The sequence below is a fragment of the Luteimonas lutimaris genome, assembly GCF_039537065.1.
Classification (GTDB): domain Bacteria; phylum Pseudomonadota; class Gammaproteobacteria; order Xanthomonadales; family Xanthomonadaceae; genus Luteimonas; species Luteimonas lutimaris.
The window spans coordinates 1-14,396 of sequence record NZ_BAAAZU010000029.1; the positions used below are offsets into that span (position 1 = coordinate 1).

The window sequence follows — 14,396 nt, forward strand, 5'->3', positions numbered from 1 at the left end:
CATGGTGTCTCCGGGTAGATCGACAGTCTCCTGCCGGGTACCCGGTTACACAAAATCTTGGACAGGCCCGTTGATGGAGTGCGTGCGCCTGCGGGTGAAGGACGTGGACTTCGAGCGCGGCGAAATCGTGGTGCGCAGCGGCAAGGGCGGCAAGGATCGCCGGGTGCCGCTGCCGCAGAAGCTGCGCGAACCGTTGCAGGCCGCCATCGAGCGCGCCTGCCTGTTGCACGCGTCCGACACCGCGGCTGGCCTTGGCGAGGTGTGGCTGCCGCACGCGCTGGCGCGCAAGTATCCGAATGCCGCGCGCGAGACCGGATGGCAGTACGTCTTCCCGTCGCCGCGGCTTTCGGCCGATCCGCGGTCGGGCAGCCAGCGGCGGCACCACGTCGACGACAGCATGCTGCAGCGCGCGGTGAAGGCGGCAAGGCGGCTGGCGGGCATCGACAAGCCGGCCACCTGCCACACGCTGCGGCACTCGTTCGCCACGCATCTGCTGGAGGCCGGGCACGATATCCGTACGGTGCAGGAGCTGCTCGGGCACAAGGACGTGGCGACGACGCAGATCTACACCCACGTGCTGGGCCGCGGCGCGGGCGCGGTGCTCAGTCCGCTCGACAGGTAGGCGGCGCGCGCTCAGCGCGAGTGACGCCAGTGCCAGGGTTCGTACACGATGCCGTGCGGGTTGTCGCGCGGGTAGCTCATCGCGAAGCCGTGTTCGCCGGCGTGGTGCGTGAGCCATTCGAACGCGGGCGTCGCTTCGAACGATTCCTCGGCCGGCGGCTCGCCAGGCGTGCCGATGTCGAGTGCGCGCCCGGAGTGGTGCTCGGAATAGCCGGGCGCGGCGTTGACGGCGAGGATATCGTCCATGCATTGCCCGCGCGCGAGCTTGCGCTCGAAGATTCCCAGCTGGTAGTCGTGGCTGCGGTAGCCGGAAATGGCGTCGAGCACGATGCCGTCGCCCACTGCCGCGTCGCGCAGGGTGTGCCAGGCGCGCGCGGCGTCGGCGTGCAGCCACAGCGGCCGGCGGAAGCGGTCGAAGCCTGCAAACGAAAGCCAGGCCGGTTCGGCCACCAGCGGCAGGCCGCTGCGTCCGGCGTAGCTGTCCGCGTCCAGCCCGAGCTTGTCGAGCCGTGCCTGCAGGCGCTGCAGGGGCAGGGTGGGGACGACGTCGAGGCCGGGCCTTGCGTGCGCGTGCGGCTGGTCGAGTGCATCGAGGGCGTCGTCGATGCCCGGTTCGCGCGCCAGGCGCGGCACCAGCGACAGCAGGCCTTCGGGCAGTTCGGCGGCGAGGTAGCAGCCGTCGCGTTTGCGGCGCAGCACGCGGCGTGCGCGTGAGAGGGCGCGCGCATCGTGGTTGCTGCGCGCGCGCAGCAGGCCGCCGGGCCAGAGTTCGATCTCCGGCGTGTTGACCAGTATCCGGGCCTGTCCGCGCATGTGGCTCAGGTTAGTCGCGGGCGCCGGGCGGTGCCAGCTCGGCCAGGCGCTGCACGAATGCCTGCGGCTGGCGCGGCTGCAGCAGCAGGTCGTAGCCGGCAGTCGTGGGCAGGTACACCAGGCGCGTGCCGCCGACGGTCGCCACGAACGCCCGATGCAGGTTGCGCAGGCGGAACCAGCCGCTGTGGAAACCGGGCAGGCTGGCGCCGTTGGTCTTGAGCACGGGCTTGAGTTCGGTGCGTTCGCCCAGGTCCACGATGCGCGCCTGTGACAGCTGCAGTTCGCGCCAGCCAAGCCTGCGCGAGTAGAAGCTGGTGGTGATTGCGAGGCCGTCGCTGTCGAGCGTGACCGCGTGCCGGCGCATCGCGCGGGCGATGAGCCAGTGGATGGCCAGCGTCAGGGCGAGGATGCCGGCCAGGATCAAGGCGTTGGTGAGCAACGGGCTGCCGCCGATCAGCTGCTTCGGCCCCGGGTCATCGCCCGCATAGGCGATCGCGCCCGCGGCGATGGCGACCGGAAGCGCGACCAGCAGCAGGAACAGCCACAGGCGCGAGGTGGGGGAGGGAGGCTGCAGTTGCCAGGCAGGCGTCGTGTCCATGGGAGCTCCGCAGGCGGAAAAGACCGGGAACGAACCTTCAATCCGTCGATGCGGCCTTGATCCAGCCGGCGACGTCATCGATCAGCGTGGTATCGACGTGGCCGGGCTGCGTGTACTGCGCCGGGCCGGGCTCGCCCTCGACGGCGATGCCGAGGTGGTTGAGGGTCGGGTACAGCTTGAACTCGACCTTCGGGTCGTCATGGAAGCCCGCCTTCCAGTGCTGCCAGTCGGCGTCCACCACCTGGAAATCCTGCGCGCCCTGCAGCACCAGCATCGGCAGGGCGACGGCCCTGGCTTCGGCGACCGGGTCCACGGCCTCGGTGCTGCGCCAATAGTCGGCGGGCTGGCCCAGCGGCGAGGCGTCGGTGGCGACGTCGCCGCCCGCGCGGACGGCGGCGACCTGGCCCTTGAGCCTGGCGATTGCCGCGGCTTCTTCGTCGCTTGTCTTGCCGTCGTCGAGCACCGCCAGCCGGATGTGCTGCTCGATCATGATGTCCAGCATCGGCCGCGCGGGCGCGGCGAACAGGACCAGGCCGGCGACATGGCCGGACTTCGCCGCGATCCGGGGCGCCATCATCGCGCCCTGGCTGTGGCCGAGGACGTACACGCGCGCCGGGTCCACGCCCGGCGCCTTGCGCAGCGCGTCGACGGCGATGACGGCGTCGTCGGTGGTCTCGCTGTCGATGGTGACCTTGCCGTCGGCGTAGTCCTGCGGCCGCGCCTGCGTACGCTTGTCGAAGCGCAGCACCGCGATGCCCTGTGCCGCCAGTCCGCGCGCGATATCGAGGAAGGGGCGGTTGGGGCCGACGGTCTCGTCGCGGTCGTGCGGGCCGGAACCGTGCACCAGTACGACGGCAGGCACCGGCGCGTCGGCGCTTGCGTCCGCGGGCATCGCCAGCGTGCCGGGCAGGGCGCGCTCGCCGTCGCCGACGCTGAAGTCGCGCTCCTGGTAACCGGCATCCGCTTCCGGCGGCGCGGCCTCGGGAGCAGGCGCCGCCGCGGGTGCATAGCGCAGGCCGGCGACCTTGCCATCGCCGTCGATGGCGATGGTGGCGTCCACGCTGGCCAGTTCGCGGTGGACGCGGACCACCACCACGGTCATGCCCGATTGCTGCGAAACCTGCGGCGCGTCGCGGCCGGTCTGCGTGCCGGCGGCAGCCAGCTGCTGCTGGACGCCTTCGAGCTTGTCGACGCCCAGCGCGGCCTTCATCTGCGGCGAGAAGTCGGCGCTGGCGGCCTCGTACTCGCCGGCCTCCATGTGGTCGAGCAGGCGGGTCGCGGTCGCGACCGCATCGGCATCGCCGTCGGCGGCCATTGCCGGGAGCGCGACGGGCAGGCAGCACAGCGCGGCCAGCAGCATTGCGTGCAGGATTCGCATCTTCAGTTCTCCTTCTTGAGGAACATGCGCAGTGCATCGGCATAGTGCGACTGCACGACGGAGACCAGCTCCCAGCCCTGCGCGCCCAGCTTGTCCAGCTCGGCCTGGGCCCGATCGTTGAGCTTGCCGCCGAACACCTTGTACGGCAATTCGACCACCTTGTACTGCCATCGCCTGCTCATGGAGTTTCCTCGTTTCCGGGGCCTGGTGTGCCCGGTGTGTTCGATTTGTCCGGCTTCGGCAGCCGGCCGGCCTTGCGCAGGGATTCGCGCAACACGTATTCGATCTGTGCATTGAGGCTGCGCAGTTCGTCGTCGGCCCAGCGCTGCGCGGCGGCGAGCACGTCGGCGTTGATGCGCAGCGGGTAGGACTTCTTCGCGCTCACGGGCGTTGCCTTGCCTTGCGCCGCGCGGCGAAGAACGAGAGCAGCACGGCGACGACCATCGCGTTGACCAGCACCACCATCGCCACGATCACGAAGGTGGCGCGGCCGCGGTCGTCGCCGGCCCACCACAACCCCGCCGCCGCCAGCAGCCCGACCACGCCGACCGCTTCCATCAGCCGCGACAGCCGGCGGTCGAGCCGGGCCTTGGCCTCGTTGCCGGCGTCCTGCGTGCCGCGTTGCAGCGAGCGGGCGATCAGGAACGCCGGCGCGCTGGAAAGCGCGAACACGATGGCGGCGAGGTTGGCGGTGCCCACGGTCGCGTCCTCAGTACAGCGAGCCGGTGTTGACGACGGGCTGGGTGGCGCGGTCGCTGCACAGCACGACCAGCAGGTTGCTGACCATGTTGGCCTTGCGCTCCTCGTCGAGTTCGATCACGCCGTTCTTCTGCAGCTCGTCCAGCGCCATTTCCACCATGCCCACCGCGCCGGCGACGATGCGCGTGCGGGCGGCGATGATGGCGTTGGCCTGCTGCCGCTGGAGCATCGCCTGGGCGATTTCCGGCGCGTAGGCGAGGTGGCTGATGCGCGCGTCGATCACCTGCACGCCGGCGTCGGACAGGCGCTCGGCCAGTTCGTCGCGCAGGTGCTCGCTGATTTCGGCGGCGTGGCTGCGCAGCGCGACCTGGCCTTCCTCGTGCTGGTCGTACGGATAGCTGGTGGCCATCGTGCGCAGCGCCGACTCGGACTGGATGTGGACGAAGCTTTCGTAGTCGTCGACGTTGTAGACCGCCTCGGCGGAATCCACCACCTGCCACACGATCACCGCGGCGATCTCGATCGGGCTGCCGTCGAGTTCGTTGACCTTGAGCTTGCCGCTCTCGAAATTGCGCACCCGCATCGACACCTTGCGGGTGTTGAAGAAGGGGTTGTTCCAGCGCAGGCCGTTGTCCTTGACGGTGCCGACGTACTTGCCGAACAGGCTCAGCACCGCCGCCTTGTTGGGTTCGACCATGTACAGGCCGGCCAGGCCGAACACGATGGCGATGGTCAGCAGGATGCTGATGATCAGGAAGAACGGTGACGCTTTGCCTGTGTCGAACGCGCCGAGGCCGCTGATGAACAGCCAGAAGGCGGCGAAGGCGCCCAACAGCATGTAAAGCAGAATCGGAATGCCGGAGAGGGAGCGGATCGGATTTTCTTTCATGGCGGGTCTCTCGTGTCCCCAATGGACAATGAATTGATATCAAATTGATATCACATCGTCAAGTGGCACGTGGCCCGGTCGACCGCAAAACCCGCACCCCCGCGGCTTGGCCGCGGGCCTTCCAATCCCGTAGGAGCGACGGAAGTCGCGACTGTTTTGCGGGGACGGCTTTCGCGACTTCCGTCGCTCCTGCACAGGCAAGGGTTCGCGGCTGAAGCCGCTCGTGCACGAGCGGAAGGGGCCGAACCCCACTCACTCCCCCGGGTTGAGGTACAGCAGCGGCGCCGGCGCGAACTCGCCGGTGGCATACAGGCCGCGGCCTTCGGCATCCCAGCCCAGGGCCTCGGCCTGCGGCAGCCACGGCAGGTCGTGGACGACCGGCTTGCGTGCCACCGCCTCGGCCCAGGACTCGTCGCCGCGGCGGCGGTACAGCAGGACTTCGTTGTAGGTCATCACCGCCAGACGGCCGCGGTCGGGGGAAACGTCGGCGGCGGTGACCTGGTGGCGGATCCGTGCCATGCGCTCGTTGGCGCGCAGCGCCTCGGCATCGGGCACCGGCACGCCGGCCAGCACGCCCAGCTTGCGCGCGACCTGCAGCCCCTCGTCGTCGGGCCGCAGGGGCAGGGAGAACAGTTCCGGCGGCGTGCGCTTCTTCGACACCAGCAGGATCTCGCCGCGTTCGGCATCCACGGCCACCGCCTCGCAGTCGCGCGCGCCGTCGGGCCAGCGGAAGGCGATCGACCAGGCGGGCTTGAGCGGGGCGCGCCGGGCATCTTCGCCGAGCGAGGCCGGCTCTTCGATCACGTGCAGCTGCAGGCTGCGGCGCAGGCCGCCGTTGTCGCCGGTATCGGCCACCAGCAGGTAGTGGTGGCCGTCGAGCTCGAAGGCGGCGATGTCTTCCCAGTCGGTCTTGGCCACGCCGGCCACCTCGAACGTGGCCTGCACGCCGCCGCGCGTGCCGACTGCGAACAGGCGCGCCGGGTTGCCGCCGTCGTCGAGCATCCACAGCACGCCGTCATGCGTGCGCGATGCCGCCAGGCCGCTGATCTCGTCCAGGTGCGCGTCGAGCAGCATGCCCGACAGTTGCGCGAACGGCGGCGCCTGTGCGGTGCACGCGGCCAGCAGCGCCGCAAGCACGGGCGGCAGCAGGCGGCGGATCGGGCGGCGCGGCGTCATGGCGCCAGCATCGCATGACGCGCCGCCGCCGCGAAACACCGCTGTCGCGCCTCGTGCCGGCCGCTAGAATCCAGCGATTGCCACCCGGCACGAACAGGACAACCACGGCCCATGAACGAATCCAACGGCTACGCCGTCTTCTTCTTCCCGCAGGCACTCGAAGCGCTGGGCGACGCGATCCGGCCCTACCTGCAGGAAGGCGCGACCGGCGCGCACGTGCTGTGCAACGAAATCGACACCGGCGGCGCGCTGGTGGAAATGACCCTGCAGGGACGCGACTCGGAGAACCGTGAGGTCGCGCTGGAACTGATGGTGCCGACCAGCATGGTGCGGATGATCGTCTCCACGCGCAGCGACGAGAGCTTCGGCTTCGGGCCGAAGGTGGCGGCCAGGCCGGAGCCGGTGGTGGCGAACGTCGCCGGCAGCGCGGCTGCGCCGGCGGATGCGGGGAGTGAAGGGAAGCCGGAGGCCGGTGCGCAGTCGCCGGCGCCGGCCGCATCCCCTGAGCCGGCGGCGGAAGAACCCGGCAAGCCCTGATTCCAGGCAGATCAGCAGGAGCGGCGGAAGCCGCGAGCTTTTCCCGTCGGCTGGAATCAGGGGACTGGATGACCAGCCTTCGGCCGTTGTAAAGCGCCGCGTGCGCGGGGATGACGCGTTCCGATGCACGGGTGCCTTTGCAGGAGCGGCTTCAGCCGCGAGCTCTTCCATCGACCGGAATCAGGATGACTGGATGACCAGCCTTCGGCTGTTGTAAAGCGCTTCCCGCCTGCGCGGGGATGCCGATTCCGATGCGTTGATACGCAGGTGCGCTGATGCACCGATGCACCGATGCACCTTGCGATGCATGCGCTGGGCGCCCTTGCGGGAGCCTTGTGGGAGCGGCCATGGCCGCGATCCCTCGATCCGCGCAGGACGTCCCTGTCCCCGCCTGCGCGGGCACGCTGGCCAAAAGCTCGCGACTTCCGCCGCTCCTGCAAGTCCCGCCGACCTACAGGCGCACGTCCACCCACACCGCGCGATGGTCGCTCGCATCGATGACGTCACTGCCGGGCTCACCGGTCTTCGGCCAGTACACGCCGCTGTCCAGCAGGCGCATGCCGGTGGACGGCAGCACGTAGTCCAGCCGCAGCGTGCCGACGCCGGGGCCGAAGTCGCCGGTCGCGTGCGCCGCTGCGCCGCGGTGGGCGATGCCATCGGCGGCATGCCTGGCGCCGGCTTCGACCGCGCCTTCGCTGCGCGGCGTCGCCTGGCGCAGCACGCGCGGGTGTTCGAGCAGCTCGACGATCGCCTCGTGGCGTCCGTCGCCGTCGGCCGGGTCGTTGTTGAGGTCGCCGGCAATGACGAAGCGCGCGCCGGCATCGAGCCCGCCGCAGCGGCCGGCGTCATCGCACAGCCACGGCCGGTAACCGGGTGAGATGTATTCGCGCCACAGCCGGATCTCGTCGGCGTTGCGCGCACCGTTGCGGTCCTCGGGGCCGTCGAACACCGGCGGCGTGGGATGCGAGGCCAGCAGGTGCAGCATGCCGCGCGGCGTGCGGATGGGGACGTCCCAATGCGACTTCGACGACAGCCGCAGCTGCGTCCAGGTGTCGTCCGGGTAGTAGGGCGTGCCATCCGCGCGCATCGGCCGTGCGGCATCGGGCAGCTCGTTCCACTTCAGCAGGTGGAAGGTGCGCACCGCGGCCGCATCGATCGGGTAGCGCGACAGCACCAGCATCCCGTACTGGCCCGGGTGCAGGCCGTAGCCCCAGGCGTCGTTGCCGCCGGCGCGGCCCTCGCCACCCGCGCTGCCGTTGCCGTCCAGGTCCAGCCCGCTGGGCACGCCGGTGTTGACCGGCGCGAGGTAGTGGTATGGATAGCGCAGCGGTTCGCCGCCGCCGGGCTGCGCGTGTTCGAGGTAGTCGTGCCGGAACAGGTCGGCGGCGCGATGCGCGGGGTCGTAGTCGAACTCGTTGAGCAGCACGATGTCGGGGCGCACGCGCTGCAGCACGGCGGCGACCTTGCGCGCGTTTTCGTCGCCTGCTTCCAGCCGCCGGACCAGGCCGCCGGCCGCGTCGTCGTACAGCGAGGTGTTGTACGTCGCCACGCGCAGCGCGCCGCTGTTGTCCAGCTGCTTCAAGTACGCATCCGGGTCACCGTGCACGTTGATGCGCACGCAGCCGGCGCAGGCCAGCAACAACAGGGACAGGGGAAGGAACCGCTTCATGCATCGTCTCCACGCTCCAGTCGCCGCCAGCCGCGCCCGGTGAATGTTTCCAGCGGGCGGAAGCGGCGTTTGTAGTCCATCTTCCGGTGGCCTTCGATCCAGTAGCCCAGGTACAGGTGGCGCAGGCCTTCGTCGCGTGCCCACGCGAGCTGCCGCAGGATCGCGTACGTTCCCAGCCCGCGCGCGGATTCGTCGGGATCGAAGAAGGTGTAGACGGCCGAAAGCGCGCGGTCGGTGCAGTCGGTCACCGCCACCGCCAGCAGGCGGCCGCCGGCGCGGAATTCCAGGAACCGGCCCTCCGACCAGGCGCCGACCAGGAACTGCTCGAACTCGCTGGCGCCGTGGTCGTCCATGCCACCATCGCGGTGGCGCGCCTTCAGGTAGCGCTGGTAGAGCGCGAGCTGTTCGTCGGTGCGCTGCGCGGCGACCACGCGCATGGTGAGGTCGGCGTTGCGGCGCAGGCAGCGGCGCTGGCTGCGGTCGGGCACGAAGTCTTCGACGGGGATGCGCACCGCGATGCAGGCGCGGCACTGCCCGCAATGCGGGCGGTAGACGAGGTCGCCGGAGCGACGGAACCCCCACTCCAGCGCCTGCGGGTAGAACCGCGGCAGGCGCGGGTCGCGCGGATCGAGCACCAGGTCGCGCGCGGTGCGCTCGGGGAAGTAGCCGCAAGGATGCGCGCCGGTGTCGAAGATCCGCAGGTTGTCGTCGTCGCGCTGTGGCGTGCTGCCCATGGTCAACGCACCATCGCAACGGACGGCCGGCACGGCCGCTGGCGCGTGACGGGGCAGGGAACGGGACGGGCAGGCATGCGACAAGCATAGCGCCCGCGCTCGCAGGCGCTGCGACTGTCCGGGTGCTGAATGTCGGCGCCGGCGTGTCATCCGCTGCAGCGGGCATGCGTTGACTGTCGTGATGGCGGCACCGTCGCTGCCGTAACGGAGACATCGATGAACCGCAAGATCCTGTTCACCACCCTGGCCCTCGCGCTGGCGACCGCCGGTACCGCAGCCGCCCAGCAGGCGGCGACCACGCCCGACAAGCCGGTCCGCCACATGCAGCTGGACACCAACAACGACGGTGCGATCGACCGCACCGAAGCCGCCGCCGCGCCGCGCCTGGCCGAGCGTTTCGACAAGCTCGACAAGGACAAGGACGGCAAGCTGGCCGGCGACGAACTGCGGTTCGGCCATCGCGGCCACCGTGGCCATCGCGGCGCCGGCATGATGAGGCTCGACGCCGACAAGGATGGTCGCATCAGCAAGGCCGAGGCCGCGGCCAACGAGAAGTTCGCCGCGCGCTTCGCGGACATGGACTTCAACAAGGACGGCTACATCGACCGTGCCGATTTCAAGGCGCGCATGGAACAGCGCCGCAGCGAATGCTTCGACAAGGCCGACCTCAACAACGACGGCAAGCTCAGCCGCGTCGAGTATTCGAACATGCACGAGGTTTGTGCGCCGAAGCGCGACTGGAAGGGCATGCACGCCGGCAAGCGACAGGGCGCCGAAACGCCGGTGAGGTAAGGCGCAGGATGCGCCGAAGGGGAAGGCCCGCGTCGAAAGGCGCGGGCCTTTTTGCGCCATCCGCCAGCAAGTCCTGCCACTGGCCCGTGCGGTGGGCGTGGCGCTACGGATGGTTCCCGGTCGACATCAATCCGACGATCAGCCCGCCCAGTCCGCACGTGATGCCGATGATGAAGCCGATCCAGCAGTTGATGCGTTCGCGCCGCCGGCGTTTCGCTGCGGCGACGGGGTCGCGCGCGGCTTCCATGGCATGGCGTCGCCGCAATGCTCGGGGCTGGACCACCAGTGACTGGTAGACGATCACGGCCATGAATCCGAGCGTGAGCGCTACCGCCGCGATGGTCCGGAGCAGGCCGTGCGTGCTGGATGCCACCAGCACCAGCAGGATCACGAAGCCGATCGATGCCAGCGAATTGATGACTGCGCTGCGCACCAGTTCCGAACGCTCGCGCTCGTCGATCGCCCCCTTGAGCTGGCTGCGCAGACCGAGCCAGATGCCCGCCAGCGCGGCGGCGATGCCGATGCCGATGCTGCCCGCCGCGCCGAGCAGGACCTTGCCGGCGGTTTTTGCGCCACCGGCGGCGGCCACTGCGAGGATGCCCTTGGCCGCGGCGGGCGGACTGGCGGTGGCCAGCGCGGTGGAGATGATGGCGGTGAACGCCGCCGTCGGTGCGCTGCTGCGCGCGAACTCGCCGAATCGCTTGAGCAGGTCCTCGCGCAGTCCCTGCCGTGCGCGCGACAGGCGCTTGCGCACGGCGGCGTCGGACAGGCCCAGCAGGGCCGAGACCTGGCGCGAACTCTGGCCCTCGCGGTAGTACAGCAGCAGCACCTCGCGGCTATCGTCGGGCAGTGCGGCGATCAGTTCCGCGGCGGCCTGTTCGCGCTCGTCCTCGACCAGCTGTTCGGCGGGCGTGGGCGACGTGTCGGCGGCCAGCGAGATCGCGATTTCCGCGCCTTCGCCATCGAGCGGGCGGTGGCGGTTCGCGCGCAGGTGGTCGCGGGCGAGGTTGCGGGTGATCTGGCGCAGCCAGGGCAGGAAGCTTGCTGGATTCTGCAGGCGCTTGAGGTTCTGCCAGGCGGCGAGGAAGGCGTCCTGGGCGATGTCCTCGCTGGCCGGCACGTCGCGGGTGATCGCCAGGGCCACCGCGGTGACGGTGTTCTGGCAGGCGGCGACGACGCGGCCGTAGGCGTCGCGGTCGCCGCGCGCCGCGGCGGGCAGTTCGGTGCGGACCAGCAGGTCGATGGCTTCGGCGTTCATAGCGTCCAGTTCGATGGCCTGCCTACATGACGTCGCCGCGGGGCGGATGTGACCGCTACAGCGGTTGCACGATCCGCCAGCCGTCGCCGTCGCGGCGCACGTCGTACCACTGCGGCACGGGCGTGCCGCCTACGCGGCGGCGCTGCATGAAGATGGTGCCAGTGCCGGCGTCGTTGGCCTCGTACTTGCCGATCGCGATCACCTCCGCGGCCGGCTGGCCCTCGACCGGTGCCGGGCACTCCGATACCGGCAGCACGCTGCCGGGCGAGGGCGGCAGCGCTGCCAGCAGGTCCGGCGCGGGGTCGCTGCCGTCGACGGCGATGCAGGCGGTCCTGCCGGCGCGGTCCGGCAATTCGCCGCGCAGCAGTGCGATCGCCAGCGAATCCGGCGTGGGCCTGCCCCCTGCACCGACCAGGTCGGGAACCGGGGCGGTTCCTCCCGCGGTCGCGGGCGCGGACGCGACTGCGGCCGGCGCATCCTCCTTTGGACCTTCGCCCGGGCCCGGCAGGGTCATGTAGGTCAGCGCGATGATCGCCACGATCACCACCAGCAGCCCGAGCTTGATCCGCGACGCGCGGCGCATCGCGGTGTTGCGCCGGCCCGGGTCGGGGATCGTGCCGCGGAAGCTCATCGCGACGTAGCTGTCGGGATCGTTCTTCGACGAATCCATCAGCCCGGCATCGCGCAGCATCGCGCGCGCGCGCGGCTGGTCGGCGGAGCGGACGATCCACACCGCCGGCTTCGGCTGGTCGCTGTCGCGGTCGCGGTAGCTGAAGTTGCCGCGCCGCCGGCCCTTGTACGAGCGGCCGTTGGTGATGCGCACCTCGATGCCCGCGTCGCGCAGCAGCTCGGCGACGCGTTCGACGTTCTCGTGCCGGGCGCTGGTGAAGACCTGTCTCATGCCGCGCTCACTTCTTCGCCGGCACGTGCGAGGCCGATTCGCCATCGGTGACGCGGATCAGCCCTTCCTGCGCGGTGCTGGCGACCAGCTGGCCGCTGCGGTCGTAGATCAGCCCGCGCGCCAGCCCGCGCGAGCCCTGCGCGCTGGGGCTGTCGATCGAGTACAGCAGCCAGTCGTCGGCGCGGAACGGACGGTGGAACCACAGCGCATGGTCGAGCGAGGCCATCTGCACGTCCGGCTGGTAGTAGCTGATGCCGTGCGGGAAGGTCGCGGTGCCGAGCAGGTGGAAATCCGACGCGTAGGCGAGCAGGGCGCGGTGCAGCTCCGGCGCGTCGCCGACCTTTTCGGCCAGGCGGAACCAGAACTGCTGGAACGGCGGGCGCTTGGGCGGGTTGAGCTCGTCGCGCGGGCCATACCCATTGACAGCCGCGTGCCTGAACTCGAACGGCCCCATGCGGTCGAGCCAGCGCTGCACCTTGGTCGGCAGCGTCGCCAGCACGTCGGGCGGGATCGCCGGCGCCGGGTCAATGTCCTCGGGCCTGGGCACCTCGGGCATCGACAGCTGGTGTTCGGCGCCGGTTTCCTGCTGCTGGAACGACGCCGCACAGAAGAAGATCACCTGGCCGTGCTGGATCGCCGTGACCCGGCGCACCGAGAACGTGCCGCCGTCGCGGGTGCGGTCGACGTCGTAGACGATCGGGTGCTCGATGTCGCCGGCGCGCAGGAAGTAGGCGTGCAGCGAATGCGCGCCGCGCGGCTGCTCCATCGTCGCCTGCGCCGCCGACAGCGCCTGCCCCAGCACCTGGCCGCCGAACACGTACTTGGTGCCGATGTCGCGGCTCTGGCCGCGGAACAGGTTGTCCTCCAGCCGCTCCAGCGACAGCAGTTCGATCAGCTCGGAAACCACGGGTTTCAGCGTGGACGGGGGCATGGCGGGCCTGGGCGCGGGGTCGTCGCGGATTATACGGGCGCGCGGCGTGGACCCCTGCAGGAGCGGCTTCAGCCGCGAGCGCTTGTGCCTCGCCTGTAGGAGCGACGGAAGTCGCGACCGGGTTCGCGGGGAAGGCTTCGCGACTTCCGTCGCTCCTACGAAAGCAAAGGCAGAGGCTCAGAAGCTCGCGGCTGAAGCCGCTCCTGCAGGTCCCCGTGGTGCCGGGGTCTCACGCCAGCCGCTGCAGCGGCACTGCCTCCAGCACCTGCTGCCAGGGAAACAGCGGCCCCGGGTCGCGCTTGCGAGGGACCAGGATCGCCGGGTCGTCGCTGGCCGGCACCATCGCCGTGTCCAGGTCCTCGTGCCCGGCGATGTAACGCAGCGCCGGCAGTTCAAGCTGCAGCGCGGCCAGCAGGGCGGCCAAGGCGTCGAGCTGCACCTCCGGGTAGCCTTCTTCCATTGCCTGGTGGCGCGAGTCCAGCCAGTGCGGGAAGCGGCCGCCGTTCACCAGCTCGATGCCGATCGAGCGCGGGTTGTAGCCGCGCACGTGGTGGGCGATGCGGTCGGGCGCGACGTAGCGGTGGCAGGTGCCGTCGCGGTCGATGTAGTAGTGGCCGCTGTTGCCGGTGCCCCCGCTTCCGTCGGCGCGCTGCGGATACAGCACGCGCTCGCCGTATTCGCGCGCGGTGGCCAGGTCCGGCAGTTCGGTGCAGTGGATGACGACCAGGTCCACCTGCGACAGCGGGCGCGTTTCCAGCCGCGTTTCGTAGGGCAGCGGCGAGACTTGCAGTGCGCGCGGATCGGGATCGGTCGGCATCGGGCGATGCTAGCATTCGCGCATGAGCGCACGCGGCCACTGCATCCTGTCCCACGGTTTCGAAAGCGGCCCCGACGCGACCAAGGTCACCGCGCTGGCGCAGGCCGCCGGGCGGCTGGGCTGGACCCATGAACGCCCCGACTACACCGACCTCGACGCGCGCCACCAGGCCAGCGAACTCGGCGACGTGCCGGCGCGCCTGCAGCGCCTGCTGGCGCTGGCACGCGACGCCGCCGCGCGCGGGCCGCTGGTGCTCGCCGGCTCCAGCCTCGGCGCCTGGATTTCGGCGCGGGTGTCGCTGGAAGTGCCGGTGAGGGCCCTGTTCCTGATGGCGCCGCCGGTGGCGATGGGACCCGCGCCGGCGCTGGACGCGGCGCGCGTGCCGACATCGATCATCCACGGCTGGGACGACGAGCTGATCCCCGCACGGCAGGTGGTCGACTGGGCGCATGCGCGGCGCGCACGGCTGCAGCTGGTGGACGATTCGCACCGGCTCGCCGGGCACGTGGACGCGTCGGCCGACGCGTTCGCGGCGCTGCTGGCGGGGTTGTGATGCACGCTTTGTCGGTCGGTCGTTCCGGTT

17 protein-coding genes and 1 pseudogene are annotated in these 14,396 nt (G+C 70.3%); 4 read left to right on the plus strand and 14 right to left on the minus strand.

The window, feature by feature from the left end:
- Positions 1-70: 70 nt before the first annotated feature.
- Positions 71-622: pseudogene (locus ABD679_RS12550) on the plus strand (integron integrase); the annotation flags it as partial.
- 11 nt (positions 623-633) lie between these two features.
- Here the strand turns inward: ABD679_RS12550 and ABD679_RS12555 are convergent.
- The 8 genes from ABD679_RS12555 to ABD679_RS12590 all read right to left on the minus strand — a co-directional run bounded on the left by ABD679_RS12555 (position 634) and on the right by ABD679_RS12590 (position 6,174).
- Positions 634-1,434 carry a M15 family metallopeptidase gene (locus ABD679_RS12555; RefSeq protein ID WP_344760332.1) on the minus strand — a complete coding sequence of 267 codons (801 nt, stop codon included), beginning with the start codon at positions 1,432-1,434 and terminating at the stop codon, positions 634-636.
- Positions 1,435-1,444: 10 nt separating this feature from the next.
- Entirely contained in the window at positions 1,445-2,032 is a 588-nt protein-coding gene (locus tag ABD679_RS12560; RefSeq protein ID WP_344760333.1) for a PH domain-containing protein, read from the minus strand.
- A gap of 37 nt (positions 2,033-2,069) precedes the next feature.
- A complete protein-coding gene (locus tag ABD679_RS12565) occupies positions 2,070-3,410 on the minus strand; it encodes an alpha/beta hydrolase (RefSeq protein WP_344760334.1) in 1,341 nt (446 codons plus the stop codon).
- A gap of 2 nt (positions 3,411-3,412) precedes the next feature.
- Positions 3,413-3,592 carry a DUF4177 domain-containing protein gene (locus ABD679_RS12570; protein ID WP_344760335.1) on the minus strand — a complete coding sequence of 60 codons (180 nt, stop codon included), beginning with the start codon at positions 3,590-3,592 and terminating at the stop codon, positions 3,413-3,415.
- Positions 3,589-3,795: a type II toxin-antitoxin system antitoxin gene (locus tag ABD679_RS12575; RefSeq protein WP_344760336.1), complete on the minus strand. Its 207-nt coding sequence runs from the start codon at positions 3,793-3,795 to the stop codon at positions 3,589-3,591. The genes ABD679_RS12570 and ABD679_RS12575 overlap by 4 nt, the downstream gene beginning before the upstream one ends.
- Positions 3,792-4,109, minus strand: coding sequence for a hypothetical protein (locus ABD679_RS12580; protein WP_344760337.1), 318 nt, complete (start codon positions 4,107-4,109; stop codon positions 3,792-3,794). The genes ABD679_RS12575 and ABD679_RS12580 overlap by 4 nt, the downstream gene beginning before the upstream one ends.
- Before the next feature lie 10 nt (positions 4,110-4,119).
- Entirely contained in the window at positions 4,120-4,947 is an 828-nt protein-coding gene (locus ABD679_RS12585) for an SPFH domain-containing protein (RefSeq protein WP_425561903.1), read from the minus strand.
- Positions 4,948-5,250: 303 nt separating this feature from the next.
- Complete coding sequence (locus tag ABD679_RS12590) at positions 5,251-6,174, minus strand: hypothetical protein (protein WP_344760340.1); 924 nt, start codon at positions 6,172-6,174, stop codon at positions 5,251-5,253.
- Positions 6,175-6,285: 111 nt separating this feature from the next.
- On the opposite strand from ABD679_RS12590, the gene ABD679_RS12595 reads away from it, so the two are divergent.
- The gene (locus ABD679_RS12595; RefSeq protein WP_344760341.1) at positions 6,286-6,711 is read left to right on the plus strand and encodes a hypothetical protein; all 426 of its coding nucleotides are present in this window, start codon (positions 6,286-6,288) and stop codon (positions 6,709-6,711) included.
- 451 nt (positions 6,712-7,162) lie between these two features.
- Here the strand turns inward: ABD679_RS12595 and ABD679_RS12600 are convergent, their stop codons facing one another.
- Together ABD679_RS12600 and ABD679_RS12605 are read right to left on the minus strand one after the other, a co-directional pair.
- Positions 7,163-8,380 (minus strand): endonuclease/exonuclease/phosphatase family protein, encoded by a 1,218-nt coding sequence (locus tag ABD679_RS12600; RefSeq protein ID WP_344760342.1) that lies wholly within the window; start codon positions 8,378-8,380, stop codon positions 7,163-7,165.
- Positions 8,377-9,114, minus strand: coding sequence for an arginyltransferase (locus tag ABD679_RS12605; RefSeq protein WP_344760343.1), 738 nt, complete (start codon positions 9,112-9,114; stop codon positions 8,377-8,379). The genes ABD679_RS12600 and ABD679_RS12605 overlap by 4 nt, the downstream gene beginning before the upstream one ends.
- A 216-nt stretch (positions 9,115-9,330) precedes the next feature.
- Here ABD679_RS12605 and ABD679_RS12610 point away from each other — a divergent pair, with 216 nt between their 5' ends.
- The gene (locus ABD679_RS12610; protein WP_344760344.1) at positions 9,331-9,906 is read left to right on the plus strand and encodes an EF-hand domain-containing protein; all 576 of its coding nucleotides are present in this window, start codon (positions 9,331-9,333) and stop codon (positions 9,904-9,906) included.
- Positions 9,907-10,009: 103 nt separating this feature from the next.
- Here the strand turns inward: ABD679_RS12610 and ABD679_RS12615 are convergent, their stop codons facing one another.
- The 4 genes from ABD679_RS12615 to ABD679_RS12630 form a co-directional block, all read right to left on the minus strand.
- The gene (locus ABD679_RS12615) at positions 10,010-11,164 is read right to left on the minus strand and encodes an RNA polymerase sigma factor (protein ID WP_344760345.1); all 1,155 of its coding nucleotides are present in this window, start codon (positions 11,162-11,164) and stop codon (positions 10,010-10,012) included.
- A 55-nt stretch (positions 11,165-11,219) separates the two neighbouring features.
- Positions 11,220-12,065 (minus strand): hypothetical protein, encoded by an 846-nt coding sequence (locus ABD679_RS12620; RefSeq protein WP_344760346.1) that lies wholly within the window; start codon positions 12,063-12,065, stop codon positions 11,220-11,222.
- Positions 12,066-12,072: 7 nt separating this feature from the next.
- Positions 12,073-12,996, minus strand: coding sequence for an acyl-CoA thioesterase (locus ABD679_RS12625; protein ID WP_344760347.1), 924 nt, complete (start codon positions 12,994-12,996; stop codon positions 12,073-12,075).
- Between the two features lie 229 nt (positions 12,997-13,225).
- Positions 13,226-13,813, minus strand: a complete 588-nt coding sequence (locus ABD679_RS12630) for an N-acetylmuramoyl-L-alanine amidase (protein WP_344760348.1) — start codon at positions 13,811-13,813, stop codon at positions 13,226-13,228.
- Positions 13,814-13,835: 22 nt separating this feature from the next.
- Here ABD679_RS12630 and ABD679_RS12635 point away from each other — a divergent pair, with 22 nt between their 5' ends.
- On the plus strand, positions 13,836-14,366 hold the full coding sequence (locus ABD679_RS12635; protein WP_344760349.1) for a YqiA/YcfP family alpha/beta fold hydrolase: 531 nt from the start codon (positions 13,836-13,838) through the stop codon (positions 14,364-14,366).
- Positions 14,367-14,396: the final 30 nt, after the last annotated feature.

Excerpts from the sequence above, each read along its gene's own strand:
- ABD679_RS12555 (WP_344760332.1), bottom strand. The coding sequence starts at position 1,434 with ATGCGCGGACAGGCCCGGATACTGGTCAACACGCCGGAGATCGAACTC.
- ABD679_RS12560 (WP_344760333.1), bottom strand. The coding sequence starts at position 2,032 with ATGGACACGACGCCTGCCTGGCAACTGCAGCCTCCCTCCCCCACCTCG.
- ABD679_RS12565 (WP_344760334.1), bottom strand. The coding sequence starts at position 3,410 with ATGCGAATCCTGCACGCAATGCTGCTGGCCGCGCTGTGCTGCCTGCCC.
- ABD679_RS12570 (WP_344760335.1), bottom strand. The coding sequence starts at position 3,592 with ATGAGCAGGCGATGGCAGTACAAGGTGGTCGAATTGCCGTACAAGGTG.
- ABD679_RS12585 (WP_425561903.1), bottom strand. The coding sequence starts at position 4,947 with ATGCTGTTGGGCGCCTTCGCCGCCTTCTGGCTGTTCATCAGCGGCCTC.
- ABD679_RS12590 (WP_344760340.1), bottom strand. The coding sequence starts at position 6,174 with ATGACGCCGCGCCGCCCGATCCGCCGCCTGCTGCCGCCCGTGCTTGCG.
- ABD679_RS12595 (WP_344760341.1), top strand. The coding sequence starts at position 6,286 with ATGAACGAATCCAACGGCTACGCCGTCTTCTTCTTCCCGCAGGCACTC.
- ABD679_RS12600 (WP_344760342.1), bottom strand. The coding sequence starts at position 8,380 with ATGAAGCGGTTCCTTCCCCTGTCCCTGTTGTTGCTGGCCTGCGCCGGC.
- ABD679_RS12605 (WP_344760343.1), bottom strand. The coding sequence starts at position 9,114 with ATGGGCAGCACGCCACAGCGCGACGACGACAACCTGCGGATCTTCGAC.
- ABD679_RS12610 (WP_344760344.1), top strand. The coding sequence starts at position 9,331 with ATGAACCGCAAGATCCTGTTCACCACCCTGGCCCTCGCGCTGGCGACC.
- ABD679_RS12615 (WP_344760345.1), bottom strand. The coding sequence starts at position 11,164 with ATGAACGCCGAAGCCATCGACCTGCTGGTCCGCACCGAACTGCCCGCC.
- ABD679_RS12620 (WP_344760346.1), bottom strand. The coding sequence starts at position 12,065 with ATGAGACAGGTCTTCACCAGCGCCCGGCACGAGAACGTCGAACGCGTC.
- ABD679_RS12625 (WP_344760347.1), bottom strand. The coding sequence starts at position 12,996 with ATGCCCCCGTCCACGCTGAAACCCGTGGTTTCCGAGCTGATCGAACTG.
- ABD679_RS12630 (WP_344760348.1), bottom strand. The coding sequence starts at position 13,813 with ATGCCGACCGATCCCGATCCGCGCGCACTGCAAGTCTCGCCGCTGCCC.
- ABD679_RS12635 (WP_344760349.1), top strand. The coding sequence starts at position 13,836 with ATGAGCGCACGCGGCCACTGCATCCTGTCCCACGGTTTCGAAAGCGGC.